Raw genomic sequence first — 14772 nt, 5'->3', positions numbered from 1 at the left:
TCTATTCAAAAGAGTAAAGATACTTTTTTTGCAGTAAAACTTAAGTTAAAAAAAGAAAGATATTTTAGAATTTTAAGAATGAAAATATACCTATAAGTAGGTATTTACCCATATTGGATCGTATGCTACATTTGAAGATTACTTAAAACTACGATTATGAAAACAAAACTACTTTTACTATTTGCACTTATTTCTTGTGTAGTAACTGCCCAAGTTTCTCAAGCAGAAAGGCAAGCTTTAATCGATTTATATAACGCTACAGATGGCGATAATTGGACCAATAATACCAATTGGGATACAGATATTAATTCTAATTCTGATATTGCTACTTGGTTTGGGGTTACTGTTCGAAACAATACTGTTACAGAAATTAGATTGTTTGATAATAATTTAACTGGCTCCTTAACTAATGTTTCTAGTCTAACCAATTTAAGTAAGCTAGAACTCTCTAACAATAACATTTCGGGTACCATAGATGTTACTTTTTTTCCTGATAACATAACCTACATTGGGTTAAGAGAAAATAGTATGTCTGGTGCTTTCCCAAATGTATCTACATTAACTGCTTTACGGATTGTAAATTTTATAGACAACCAATTAACTGGTGTTATTGATGAAAGTTTTTTTCCAAATAGCATGGCATCCATTTGGATAGCTAAAAACCAATATATAGGAGAACTAGATTTTAGCAGTTTTACTAATTTGACTTCTATACATATATACGACACTAATATTAGTTTTTTAAAACTAGCAACGTCTACTTTTAATGGGCGAAGTATCACTCAAAATGGCAGACTTAGAGTACAAAACACTCCAAATTTAGCTTTTATTGAAGTGCCAAATCCAGCTAGCTTTCTTAATATAAATGGAGATTATTTTGATTTAGGACTTAGTATAGTTGGTTATGACCAAGCAGATAAAACAGCAACTCCAAATATTGCTGAAAGGGAAGCTCTTAAAAAATTATATGAAAATAAATCTTACACATATGCAAGTACAATAAAATCTGGAGTAAATGATACAGAATGGTTAAATGTTGAAGTCCTTAATGGAGAAACCAGAATTACTGAAATTCATACTACAGGTTTAGGAATTAATGGACCAATGCCAGTAGAAATTGGTGTTTTTACAGAGTTAAAACATTTACACATACCAAATTCTGGAATTAATACCATTGCAACAGAATTAAAAAACGCGAGCAAATTAGAAGATTTGTATTTGAATAATAACTCAATTACCGCAATTCCAATTGATTTTTATGATTTAGTAAATTTAAAGGTTTTAAATATTAGTAATAATCAAATTCCTTCAATAGCATCTGGTTTAGGTAGTTTTACAGATTTAGAACAATTTTATTTTAGCAATACACAAGTAGATTTAATACCAACAACCATTGGCAATTTAAAAAAGTTAGAAATTTTAGAATTTGCCAACACAAAAATATCTTTATTACCACCTCAAATTGGTGGTTTGGTAGAGTTAAGAAGATTAGTAGCAGCACCAAATAATATTGCCAGTATTCCTTCAGAATTTGGACAACTAACCAAACTACAATTTTTAGATTTTGCAAATTGTGAATTATCAAATACGCCAGGCGCTTTTGCAAATTTAACCCAATTAGAAACGCTATATCTTAATGATAACGAATTACAAGTAGTTGCTGGTTTAGGTGGTTTTACAAAACTGAAATTCTTACGATTACATAACAATAGATTAGGTGAAGACAACCCAAACTTTAATACAGATTTACCTGAAGATATGTCTGATTTGGTTTTGTTAGAAGAGTTGACTTTGTATAATAATAAGTTAACCAAATTACCTGCTAATATTGGTAATTTGATTAAGTTGACTTCGTTGCAGTTACAAAACAATAAACTAACAACAATTCCCAATAGTATTGGTAATTTAACAAATTTATTAGAGTTGCGATTAGAGGGTAATAAATTAACGAGTTTACCAACAACGATTGGGGGATTAACGAGTTTAGAGAAGTTGTATGTATCTCAAAGTAGTTCAAATAATGAATTGACAAGTCTACCAGATGAGATTGGAGATTTGAGTAATTTAAAGGAGTTGTATATAGAGAATATGCGTATTTACGATACAACAACAGGTATTAGCACATATACTTTAAAGAGTTTACCAACTACAATGAATAAGTTGTTAAACTTAGAGGTTTTGGAAGCAAGTAATAGCGGAATAGGAGGTTTGGTAGATTTAACGAATTTAACAAAATTAACCAGATTACAATTAAACAATAATAAAATAACAGATTTAAAAATAGATGCACCATCAGGAAATTTTACAGGCAGTTCAAACCCTACGTATCATTTTAATATTACGAGTAATCCATTTATAACCTGTGTAGAAGTACCAGTAGCAGAAGTTAGTAATTGGGGTGTAAGATATGCTCAAGTGCCACAAATTGCAGATAATGGAATTGCTTTTAGTGATAATTGTACAGGCTTTAGAGTTCCCCAAAGTGAGAGAGAAGCTTTGATTGCATTTTATATAGCTACAAAAGGAGGAGATGCAATAGATGCTAATACAGGAGTTACTTGGGTTGGAACTAATTGGAGTACAGATGCAACAGAATTAACCAATGTTGGTTCTTGGGAAGGTGTTACAACAGAAATTATCAATGGACAAAAACACGTAACTAAATTAGAATTGGGTAAAAATTTATCCGGAAGTGTTTCTAAAGAGATAAAAGATTTAACAGAATTAACAAGGTTACATTTAACAAACGGAAGTATTACTACAATAGCAACAGAGATAGGAGATTTAAGTAAGCTAACGTACTTGAATTTAAATGGCAATCAGTTAGAGAGTTTACCAACAGGTATTGGGAATTTTACAAGTTTGGTAGAGTTACATCTAACAAGTCAAAGAGAAAGAATTAACACCTCTCAATATATTGCAACCTTAACAAGCCTACCAGAACAAATTGGCAATATAGCTACTTTAGAAAAACTAGATTTAAGAAGTAATGGGTTAACAAGTCTACCAGCAGGTATTGGGAATTTTACAAGTTTAAAAGAATTAAATTTATCTTTTCAAACAACAAGTCCTGTTAGGTATCAAACTCAATACACACTTGCAAGTTTACCAGATGAGGTTGGGAATATAACAAGTTTGGAGAAACTACAACTTAATAATAATGTTTTAACTACCATACCATCTACAATCAATGGTTTAACGAATTTGTTAGAATTACGATTAGAGGGTAATAAATTAACGAGTTTACCAACAACGATTGGGAGATTAACCAACTTGCAGAAATTGTATTTATCAAACAATGGAAATTTAAATCAAATTGAAAGTTTACCTGAAAAGATTGGAGATTTATCAAATTTAAAAGAGTTGTATGTGGAGAATATGAGTAGTAGAGAGAATGGTATAACAACTTATCATTTAAAAAGTTTACCAACTACAATGAATAAGTTGTTAAACTTAGAGGTTTTGGAAGCAAGTAATAGCGGAATAGGAGGTTTGGTAGATTTAACGAATTTAACAAAATTAACCAGATTACAATTAAACAATAATAAAATAACAGATTTAAAAATAGATGCACCATCAGGAAATTTTACAGGCAGTTCAAACCCTACGTATCATTTTAATATTACGAGTAATCCATTTATAACCTGTGTAGAAGTACCAGTAGCAGAAGTTAGTAATTGGGGTGTAAGATATGCTCAAGTGCCACAAATTGCAGATAATGGAATTGCCTTTAGTGATAATTGTACAGGCTTTAGAGTTCCCCAAAGTGAGAGAGAAGCTTTGATTGCATTTTATATAGCTACCAAAGGAGGAGATGCAATAGATGCTAATACAGGAGTTACTTGGGTTGGAACTAATTGGAGTACAGATGCAACAGAATTAACCAATGTTGGTTCTTGGGAAGGTGTTACAACAGAAATTATCAATGGACAAAAACACGTAACTAAATTAGAATTGGGTAAAAATTTATCCGGAAGTGTTTCTAAAGAGATAAAAGATTTAACAGAATTAACAAGGTTACGTTTAACAAACGGAAGTATTACTACAATAGCAACAGAGATAGGAGATTTAAGTAAGCTAACGTACTTGAATTTAAATGGCAATCAGTTAGAGAGTTTACCAACAGGTATTGGGAATTTTACAAGTTTGGTAGAGTTACATCTAACAAGTCAAAGAGAAAGAATTAACACCTCTCAATATATTGCAACCTTAACAAGCCTACCAGAACAAATTGGCAATATAGCTACTTTAGAAAAACTAGATTTAAGAAGTAATGGGTTAACAAGTCTACCAGCAGGTATTGGGAATTTTACAAGTTTAAAAGAATTAAATTTATCTTTTCAAACAACAAGTCCTGTTAGGTATCAAACTCAATACACACTTGCAAGTTTACCAGATGAGGTTGGGAATATAACAAGTTTGGAGAAACTACAACTTAATAATAATGTTTTAACTACCATACCATCTACAATCAATGGTTTAACGAATTTGTTAGAATTACGATTAGAGGGTAATAAATTAACGAGTTTACCAACAACGATTGGGGGATTAACCAACTTGCAGAAATTGTATTTATCAAACAATGGAAATTTAAATCAAATTGAAAGTTTACCTGAAAAGATTGGAGATTTATCAAATTTAAAAGAGTTGTATGTGGAGAATATGAGTAGTAGAGAGAATGGTATAACAACTTATCATTTAAAAAGTTTACCAACAACAATGAATCAGTTGTTAAACTTAGAGGTTTTGGAAGCAAGTAATAGCGGCATAGGAGGTTTGGTAGATTTAACGAATTTAACAAAATTAACCAGATTACAATTAAACAATAATAAAATAACAGATTTAAAAATAGATGCACCATCAGGAAATTTTACAGGCAGTTCAAACCCTACGTATCATTTTAATATTACGAGTAATCCATTTATAACCTGTGTAGAAGTACCAGCAGCAGAAGTTACAAATTGGGATGTAAGATATGCTCAAGTACCACAAATTGCAGATAATGGAATTGCTTTTAGTGATAATTGTACAGGCTTTAGAGTTCCCCAAAGTGAGAGAGAAGCTTTGATTGCATTTTATATAGCTACCAAAGGAGGAGATGCAATAGATGCTAATACAGGAGTTACTTGGGTTGGAACTAATTGGAGTACAGATGCAACAGAATTAACCAATGTTGGTTCTTGGCAAGGTGTTACAACAGAAATTATCAATGGACAAAAACACGTAACTAAATTAGAATTGGGTAAAAATTTATCCGGAAGTGTTCCTAAAGAGATAAAAGATTTAACAGAATTAACAAGGTTACGTTTAACAAACGGAAGTATTGCTACAATAGCAACAGAGATAGGAGATTTAAGTAAGCTAACGTACTTGAATTTAAATGGCAATCAGTTAGAGAGTTTACCAACAGGTATTGGGAATTTTACAAGTTTGGTAGAGTTACATCTAACAAGTCAAAGAGAAAGAATTAACACCTCTCAATATATTGCAACCTTAACAAGCCTACCAGAACAAATTGGCAATATAGCTACTTTAGAAAAACTAGATTTAAGAAGTAATGGGTTAACAAGTCTACCAGCAGGTATTGGGAATTTTACAAGTTTAAAAGAATTAAATTTATCTTTTCAAACAACAAGTCCTGTTAGGTATCAAACTCAATACACACTTGCAAGTTTACCAGATGAGGTTGGGAATATAACAAGTTTGGAGAAGTTACAATTACAATATAATAATTTAGGGAGTTTACCAACTACAATTACCAATTTAGAAAAATTAGAAATTTTAAATATTGAATATAATCAAATTAGTAATTCTTTAGATTTAAGTAAATCAGAAGTTTTAAGAGATTTTAGAGCGCAATATAATAATATTTCAGACTTAAAAATTGCTGTTTCACCAACTATATTTGGTACAAGTAATAATCCACAAGCAAATAGATTTCGTTTTAAAAGAAACGCTTTAGGCTGTATAGAAGTACCAAGTGATGAGTTAGTTGCATGGCAATTGTCTGTTTATAATGAAGAAGGAGGTATTATCGACAATGGCGTAGTTTATTCAGATAATTGTAGTGCAATAACTAACAATTCTATTCCAGATTTAGAAAGAGATGCATTAATTGCTATTTACAACAATACAAAAGGTATGGATTGGAGAAACGATTTATCTGGTTCATATAATGGTGTTACTTGGGTAAATGATGCAACACAAAAAAGAAACGTAGGGGCTTGGTATGGTGTTACTACTAATATTATAAATGGAAAAAAACATGTTACTAAAATAGAATTAAATAGTAATTTATTAGATGGTACAATTCCATCTGTAATTAAAAACTTAACACAATTAAAAGAGTTAGAATTCAATAGTAATAAAATTTCAGAAATTACTACAGAAATTGGTAAACTGGCAAATTTAGAACAGTTAACTTTTACAGGTCAAACTGAATTAACTACAATCCCATCAGAAATTAATAATATTACAACTTTAAAAAGATTAGAATTTAGTTCTAATAAAATTGAAGGTAATTTAGATTTTAGCAATCTTGTAAATTTAACTTCTTTAAGTGTTTCAAGTAACGAAATAACAGGGTTAAAAATAGGAGTTTCTCCAAACGTTTTTGATAATGGTTATAATTCGGAAGGTCAATTCTCTAATAGTATTAGTTTATACAATCAATACTTAAACTGTATTGCAGTACCACAAAAAACTATTTCAGATTGGGAAGCTACTACTCATGCAAAAAATTACCCAAATATTGTTTGGGGGCAAGATTGTAGCGCTTATAACAATATACCAGAAAACGAAATGGAAGCTCTAGTAGATTTATACAATAATTTAGATGGAGCAAATTGGAATGGCAGTATAAATTGGAATGGTAATTTAGCAAAAGCACTTATTAATAATCCATACAATGCTACAAAATGGCAAGGAATTACTACCAAAATTGTAGATGGAGGTAAACATATTACCAATATTTCTTTAAATAGTAATAAACTGAAAGGAGAATTACCAACGAGTATAGGTAATTTAACCAAGTTAACGAATTTACAAATAGGTTCTAATGAAATTTCGGGAGCAATTCCAGCTACTTTTGGGAATTTAGCATCTTTAGAAACCTTGTATTTGAATAATAATAAAATTACAAGTTTACCAGCAGAAATGAGTAATATGTTGGCCTTAAAAACAGTCTACCTACAAAATAATGAAATTGAAGGTAACTTACCAGATTTTACAAATTCTACAAATTTAACAAGTTTATATGTTAGCAATAATAAATTACAGTTTGGAGATTTTGAAGATGAGTTTGCCTCTTATCAAAACATACAGACTTTTAGCTATTCATCTCAAGCAAAAGTAGGAGTAGAAGAAGCAATTGATTTTGGCGATGGTTTTGATAAAACATTAGAAGCTGTTGTGAGTGGAACCAATAATATGTACCAATGGTATAAAAACGGAAGTCCAATTTCTGGTGCTACCAATAAAGAATATATAATTACAAATGCTACTCAACAAGATGCTGGGTATTACTTTTGCCTTGTTTCAAACCCTGTTATTACAGGTTTAAATATAGAAACAGAAAGAATAACTTTAACGTATGACGCTGCTTTAAGTGTTGATGATGATACTTTTTCAAAATCATTTAAGTTGTACCCTAATCCTGTAGATAATATTTTACAAATAAGAAATACAAGTGATGTAAAAATAAATAAAATTGAGATTTATAACCTTTTAGGAAAGAAAATACAAGTGGTTAACAATCCTAAAAATGCAATAGATGTTTCTCTACTTTCCAAAGGAGTTTATTTATTAAATGTGTTTACAGATAAAGGCAAAACAACCAAAAGAGTTGTGAAAAAGTAAAAGTTTTTGATTTTTTGTTACATGTAAAATCGGATGTTGTAAAAAGCATCCGATTTTCTTATGAGTTTAATTCAAATCAATCTTATTTAAATTTTTCCAACTAGTTAAATTTCCATAAGGTAGCACATCATCATTGTTACCAGCATACACTAAAAAAGAATTTTCTTTAGAATTTTCAGCGAGTTTATTCCAATAGGTTATATTTTTAAAATGCTCTTTTTGATAAGTTACACTCGATTTTATTTCAATAGGAATTAAAGAATTTGCTTTTTCTACAATACAATCTATTTCTTTACCATGTTTATCTCTCCAAAAATATAAATTTGATTTTTCTCCTCGATTTAATTTATTTTTAAGAAGTTCATTTATAATATAATTTTCAAACAAATTTCCTTTTGCAAAATGAATTTGTAATTCTTCTCTACTCTTAATTTGTAGTAAATTACATGCCAGACCTGTGTCATAAAAATATAATTTTGGTCGTTTTACTAATCGTTTATTAAAGTTTTTATAGTGAGGTTTTAATAAATGTATAATATAACTTGCTTCTAAAATTGATAACCAATCTTTTGCAGTATTTGGAGCGATTCCAGCATCAGTAGCTAAAGAATCTATATTTAAAATTTGCCCAACTCTACCAGCACACAAGCTTAGAAAATTAGTAAAACTTGTAAGATTTCCAATATTTCTTATTGAACTTACATCTCTCTCCACATAAGTTTGTATGTAATTTGAATAAAATATATTTGGTGGTATATTTCTATCATAAATGCTTGGGTACATTCCTTTATACACAAATTCTAATGGTTTATTTTTCCAATAATTGGTGTTTTTCAATTCTTGATTAGAAAATGGTAATAATTTTATAATTGCTGTTCTCCCTGCTAAAGTTTGCTTTATTTTATCTAACAAAAGAAAATTTTGTGAACCTGAAAGCACAAAAAATATATCTTTATTATCATCAACAATTCCTTGAATGTAAGAAAATAGCTCTGGTACATTTTGAACTTCATCTAATATGGCTCCTTTTGGATAATTTTCTAAAAAACCTATTGGATCGTCAATTACCCTTTTTTTAGTTTCTGGATTTTCTAATAAAATGTATGGTAAATAACTAAAAACACTTTTTATCAATGTCGTTTTACCAGATTGTCTCGGCCCTGTAATAGTAATCACAGAATAATACTTACTAACTTCGAGTAATGTTTTTGTTATTTCTCTTTGAATCATACTTCAAAGATAATTATAAATTGGACAATTATGCAATTAAACTGCATAATTGTCCAATTTTATTTTTTCAAATCATCCTCTTTTGTAGGAAAAATCTTCATGGCAGGTTCTTTAAACACCTTCTTATTTGCAATTTTCTTTTCGAAAGTTAGCAATAGAGAAGGTAACAGTAATAAGTTAGAAACCATCGCTAATAAAAGCGTTACAGAAACCAAACCACCTAAAGCGATTGTACCTCCAAAACTTGATAAAGTAAATACCAAGAAACCAAAAAACAATACGATTGAAGTATAAAACATACTCACTCCAGTTTCACGCAAAGCTACATAAACAGAGGGTTTAATTTTCCATTTGTTGGCGATTAATTCTTGCCTGTATTTTGCCAAAAAGTGAATGGTATCATCCACAGAAATACCAAAAGCAATGCTAAAAACTAAAATCGTAGATGGTTTTATAGGAATGTTTAAAAAGCCCATTAATCCTGCTGTAATTAGCAGTGGAAGCATATTTGGAATCAAGGAAATTAAAATCATTTGTGGCGATCGAAACATCCAAGCCATAAAAATGGCAATTAATAAAATAGCTAACGATAAAGAAATAACTAAATTTTTAATTAAATAATTGGTTCCCTTTATAAACACCAATGCTTTTCCTGTTAAAGAAACCGAATATTTATCCGAAGGAAATTCTTTGGCAATTACAGCTTTTAAACGTTCCTGAATAACGTCCATTTTATCTGTACCAATATCTTTCATAAAAGTAGTAATTCTTGCATAACGTCCTGTAGAATCTACAAACGTTTTTAGCATACTTGCATCGTTATTCGAATTTTTGGTGTATGAAAAAATATAACTTTGCTCTTGTGATGTTGGCAATTGATAATATTTAGGGTTTCCCTTGTAATAAGCTTGTTTCGAGTATTTTACTAAATTAACAACAGAAATTGGTTTCGATAATTCAGGGAAAGATTCTATAGCTTCATTTAATTTTTCCATCTTTTTTAAAGTGGAAAGCTTCATAACTCCTTTGTCTTTTTTGGTATCGATTAAGATTTCTAATGGCATAATTCCTCCAAATTCTTTTTCGAAGAATTTAATATCTTTGTAGAAATCCATTTTCTTGGGCATGTCTTCAATCAAACTACCAGAAACACGAATCATATACACACCAATAATTCCTAAAACTATTACAACAACTGTTGTAAAATAAATGGTAATTCTTTGGTTTTTTACCATTTTTTCCATCCAATCTACCACATTTTCAATCCATCTTTTTTCAAGATGATTCAAATGTTTTTTCTTTGGAAGAGGCATAAAGCTGTAAATAATCGGAATTATTAATAATGCCAAGATAAAAATGCTAATAATATTAACGGAAGCTAAAATTCCGAATTCACGTAGTAAATTACTTTTTACAAATACAAAAGTTGCAAAACCAGATGCAGTTGTAATATTCGTCATTAAAGTCGCATTCCCAATTTTAGCAATTACGCGTTGCAATGCTTTTGCTTGCTGACCGTGTTTTTTTATTTCTTGCTGATATTTATTAATGAGAAAAACAGCATTAGGAACCCCAATTACAATAATTAAAGGCGGAATTAAAGCCGATAAAACTGTTATTTCATATCGAAATAAACCAATAAAACCAAATGCCCAAATAACACCAATTAAAACAACTAAAAGTGTAATAAAAGTTGCTCTGTAAGATCGAAAAAAGAAAAAGAAAATAAGTGCTGTAATTCCTAAAGCACCAACTACAAAGAGAATAATTTCGTCTTGTATGTTTTGTGCATTTAGTGTTCTTATGTAAGGCATTCCAGAAACGCGAACATGTAAGTTGTTTTCTTTTTCGAATTTTTTAATGGCAGGAATTAAAACATCAAAAATAAAATCTCTACGTTTTGGCGTATTTATAATTTCTTTTTTAATATAAATAGCGGTTTGTAAAGTTCCTGTTTCTTTGTTATAAAGAAGATTATCATAAAAAGGCAGCTTCTCGAAAAGTTGTTTTTTTATGGTATTTACTTCTTCTTTAGTAGTGGGATTTTTCTCATATAAAGGCTCTAAGACAAATTTTCGCTTTTTTCTATCTGCTTTCAATTTTTGAACATCTGCAATAGAAATGGTAAAATCAATTTCGTCTCTATCATCAAATTGTTCTACCAATTTGTTCCAAGCATTAAATTTTTTAGGTGTAAAAACAGTAGAATCTTTAACGCCAAGAATCACTAAGTTGCCTTCTTCACCAAAAATTTCGAGAAACTTATTGTATTCTACATTTGCAATATGATCTTCTGGTAACAAGTTTGCCTCTGTATATGAAAACTTCATATACTTCATTTGAGAGGCTAATAAACCAGTTATTATGGCAATTATTAATAAAACTAAATAGCGGTTTCGAAGAATTAGACCCGCTGCTTTTGTCCAGAAATTCATTAAAAAAAATTTGTAACAAAGGTAAGTAAATTAGAAAGGTAAGACGAAAAAAAATAGTTTTTTAAAAAATCTACTTCTGTCTGTTCGAGCACTGTCGAGAACTCAATAAATAGCCAATCCTTAAAAAAGATCTATTAAATTTTTGTTAGGTATAATTTTAATATATCGATTTTTAAAAAAGTATTTTGAGTTGAATATTTTTAAGTTCAATTTTAAGCCAAAGTATTTTTGCTTTGAGTTTTTTCATTAATTTCTTATAGTTAAACCTAGCTGCAGCCATTGTAAAGTTAATACTGTCTCCCTGTTTTCCTTTTAAAAAAAAAGTTTTTTGCTACTCTGTAGTTAGCTTTAAGATGCCCAATAATAGGTTCTTTGGTAGCTCTTCTTCTAAAGTGTTTTCTTTTTTTTCGTTTTTGATATTCACTATTTTTTTTAATGGTGGTTTTGGAATGTTAATTTGAGTAGTTTTTACAAGTTTTTAAACTCTTTTTTTACATGTTAACACCTCATAATCAAAGTATTAAATTTATTTTTAAGAATCGACTATTTAAGTGTTATTTGTAATATTATATAATACAAAAAACCCAAAGTGTTAAACACTTTGGGTTTTTGTTAATTTTACTTCATTAGAATAATTACTTATTCGAAGCTAATTTAGATTCCGATTTCCATAAACTAACATCTACAATGGCATTATTATTATATGTAATTTCTTTTAAGTTTTCACCAGACCACATAAACCACTTTCCTACTTTTTTCCCTTCTTTATAAAAAGCTAAATGTGTTTTATTTCCTTTTTTATCAAAACGAGTCCACTTCCCAGTCAGTTTTTTATCTTTAAAATAACCTTCTGTACTAACAGAGCCATCTTCGTGATAATAAGTTGCTTTTACTAAATCTCCTTCGGCCTTAAAAGTCGGTTTATTTTCTTGAGCATATCCTATTGCTACTAAGCAAAATAAGCAAATTGTTATTAATTTTTTCATGACTTTAATTTTAAGGTTTAACATTATAGTTACAAATATAGTAATATTCTAACAATTTGCAAACAATTTGGTAACATTAAATTAACATTAGAAATTTAATTGATTTAAAAGGTTGATTTTATTATATTTACAAAAATCATATTCACCTTAAAATAGATATTATGGCAGTAATGAAAGTTATAGAAGTACTTGCAAACTCAGAAAAAAGCTGGGAAGATGCAACCAAGAAAGCAGTAAAACAAGCATCTAAATCCGTAAAAAATATTAAATCGGTATTTGTACAATCGCAAAGTGCAGTTGTAAATGGAGATGATGTTGCCGAATTTAGAGTAAATTTAAAAATTACTTTTGAAGTAAATTAAATTCACAAAAATTACATAACTACTATAAGCGATTTAATAAGTATGTTAAATCGCTTTTTTATTTTTACATTCTCTATATAGAAAATGGTTCTTTGGACTACTAAAAAAGAAATACATACATTTTAAAAAGCAAGGAATTTGCTGAGGAAACAAAAATAATGATTACTAATAAAAGACTTTACAATGGGTTTTTAGTAGTACGTTTACATTGATTTTTAACAACACATAAATTTAATGAAATACAGTTTCTTCTAATATATTTATGTATAGCTGGTTTGTATGGTACGCATTCCACAAAAAATGATTAAATTATTTTTACATTTAATCTATACCAGCATTTATTGCTTTATTAGTAACTTTGTTGTCTTAATCTTTAAAATAGATAAAAACTCATATGGAAGAATATTTAGATCAATTTAAAAAAGTGCTAATCGAATACACACCAAAAGTTTTAATGGCAGTTGCCATGTTAGTTATTGGTTTAATAATTATTAAAATTATTGTTAATACAACTAAAAAGGTATTTAGAAAAAGAAATGTAGAAATTACTGTTCAGCAATTTTTAGGAAACTTATTAGCTTGGGTGCTTAAAATAATTTTATTTATTACAGTAATTGCAAAATTAGGTATAGAAACTGCTTCTTTCGCTGCAATTTTAGCAGCTGCTGGTTTAGCTGTTGGTTTAGCTTTACAAGGTTCTTTGGCAAATTTTGCTGGAGGTGTTTTAATTATGATTTTTAAACCATTTAAAGTAGGAGATTTAATACAAGCACAAGGAGAAACTGGAGTTGTAAAGGAAATAGAAATTTTTACCACAAAATTAACGGGTTTATCTAACAGAGAAATTATAATTCCAAATGGTTCTTTATCTAATGGTAACATTATAAACTTTACAACAGAAGGTACAAGACGTGTAGATTTGGTAATTGGTGTTTCTTACGATGCAGATATTAAAAAAACGAAAGAGGTTTTAACAAGTGTTTTAACTTCGCATCCTAAAATTTTAAAAGATCCTGCACCTGGAGTAACAGTTTTAGAATTGGCAGATAGTTCTGTGAATTTTGCGGTTAGACCTTGGTGTAATACTGCAGATTATTGGGCTGTTTATTTCGATTGTATGGAAAATATTAAAGAAGCATTAGATGCTGCAGGTATCGAAATTCCTTATCCACACAATGTACAAATTAATAAAAAAGAATAAGTTAAAACGTAGGTTTCTTTTTCTTTTCGGGAATAACAATAAAATCTTTTAAGTAAAAAGGTTCGAAATAAGCGACATCTTCGATGTCGTTTTTTTTGTACTTATTATAAGATAACATTGCCATTTCTTTTGCTGAAGGAAATTTATCTTCTATAAAAACTGCATTTTTGTGCGTAATTATTTCTTTACATTTTGCAGCTCCATCTCCTAAGAAATACACTTTGTCTGTATTTAGAAAATCTGAGAAAGAATTTTCATCGATAATCTCTGCTTTTATTTCTCTTTTTTGCTGATAATTGTTGTCATAAACTGCTGCATACACTTCCATTCTTCTTGCATCTAACATTGGAATAATGGTGCCATTATCTACAGAAATTGAATGTGCTAAAGAATTAAGTGTGTCTATAGATATTAATGGCTTGTTAAAAGCAAAACAAAGTCCTTTTGCAGCAGAAACTCCAATTCTTAAACCTGTATAAGATCCTGGACCTTTACTAACTGCAACAGCATCTATTGCTGTTGTTTTTATATTTGCTTCCTTTAAAACCTCCACAATAAAAGGGTGTAATACTTCTGCATGAGAGTAATTGCCATTGTTTAGTTCTTTAATTGCTAAAATTTTTCCATTTTTTGCAATACTAACAGAACAATTTTTTGTCGCAGTTTCTATGTTAAGGATGTGTGCCAATTTGTATTTTTTT

At 29.3% G+C, this 14772-nt stretch carries 7 protein-coding genes; 3 read left to right on the top strand and 4 right to left on the bottom strand.

Going from position 1 to position 14772, the window contains the following annotated elements; genetic code table 11:
* The first annotated feature begins 156 nt into the window (after nt 1-156).
* On the top strand, nt 157-7857 hold the full coding sequence (locus J3359_RS12485) for a leucine-rich repeat domain-containing protein (protein WP_208077187.1): 7701 nt from the start codon (nt 157-159) through the stop codon (nt 7855-7857).
* Nucleotides 7858-7923: 66 nt separating this feature from the next.
* Here J3359_RS12485 and J3359_RS12480 read toward each other — a convergent pair whose 3' ends face one another.
* The 3 genes from J3359_RS12480 to J3359_RS12470 form a co-directional block, all read right to left on the bottom strand.
* Nucleotides 7924-9087 carry an ATP-binding protein gene (locus J3359_RS12480; protein WP_208077186.1) on the bottom strand — a complete coding sequence of 388 codons (1164 nt, stop codon included), beginning with the start codon at nt 9085-9087 and terminating at the stop codon, nt 7924-7926.
* Nucleotides 9088-9146: 59 nt separating this feature from the next.
* Nucleotides 9147-11522, bottom strand: a complete 2376-nt coding sequence (locus J3359_RS12475; protein ID WP_208077185.1) for an efflux RND transporter permease subunit — start codon at nt 11520-11522, stop codon at nt 9147-9149.
* A gap of 635 nt (nt 11523-12157) precedes the next feature.
* On the bottom strand, nt 12158-12508 hold the full coding sequence (locus tag J3359_RS12470) for a toxin-antitoxin system YwqK family antitoxin (protein ID WP_208077184.1): 351 nt from the start codon (nt 12506-12508) through the stop codon (nt 12158-12160).
* A 161-nt stretch (nt 12509-12669) separates the two neighbouring features.
* Here J3359_RS12470 and J3359_RS12465 point away from each other — a divergent pair, with 161 nt between their 5' ends.
* Complete coding sequence (locus J3359_RS12465) at nt 12670-12870, top strand: dodecin family protein (protein ID WP_088352671.1); 201 nt, start codon at nt 12670-12672, stop codon at nt 12868-12870.
* A gap of 394 nt (nt 12871-13264) precedes the next feature.
* Nucleotides 13265-14071: a mechanosensitive ion channel family protein gene (locus tag J3359_RS12460; protein ID WP_208077183.1), complete on the top strand. Its 807-nt coding sequence runs from the start codon at nt 13265-13267 to the stop codon at nt 14069-14071.
* A 1-nt stretch (nt 14072) separates the two neighbouring features.
* On the opposite strand, the gene tsaB is transcribed toward J3359_RS12460, so the two are convergent.
* Nucleotides 14073-14759: a tRNA (adenosine(37)-N6)-threonylcarbamoyltransferase complex dimerization subunit type 1 TsaB gene (gene tsaB, locus J3359_RS12455; RefSeq protein WP_208077182.1), complete on the bottom strand. Its 687-nt coding sequence runs from the start codon at nt 14757-14759 to the stop codon at nt 14073-14075.
* Between the last annotated feature and the right edge of the window lie 13 nt (nt 14760-14772).

The sequence above is a fragment of the Polaribacter cellanae genome (genome assembly GCF_017569185.1).
Lineage (GTDB): Bacteria > Bacteroidota > Bacteroidia > Flavobacteriales > Flavobacteriaceae > Polaribacter > Polaribacter cellanae.
Note: the sequence above shows the minus strand (reverse complement) of the source record. Positions and strands in the feature narration are given on the sequence as shown.

Bases quoted from the DNA above. Each gene is read 5' to 3' on its own strand.
- J3359_RS12480 (WP_208077186.1), bottom strand. From the start codon at position 9,087: ATGATTCAAAGAGAAATAACAAAAACATTACTCGAAGTTAGTAAGTAT.
- J3359_RS12470 (WP_208077184.1), bottom strand. From the start codon at position 12,508: ATGAAAAAATTAATAACAATTTGCTTATTTTGCTTAGTAGCAATAGGA.
- J3359_RS12475 (WP_208077185.1), bottom strand. From the start codon at position 11,522: ATGAATTTCTGGACAAAAGCAGCGGGTCTAATTCTTCGAAACCGCTAT.
- J3359_RS12485 (WP_208077187.1), top strand. From the start codon at position 157: ATGAAAACAAAACTACTTTTACTATTTGCACTTATTTCTTGTGTAGTA.
- J3359_RS12465 (WP_088352671.1), top strand. From the start codon at position 12,670: ATGGCAGTAATGAAAGTTATAGAAGTACTTGCAAACTCAGAAAAAAGC.
- J3359_RS12460 (WP_208077183.1), top strand. From the start codon at position 13,265: ATGGAAGAATATTTAGATCAATTTAAAAAAGTGCTAATCGAATACACA.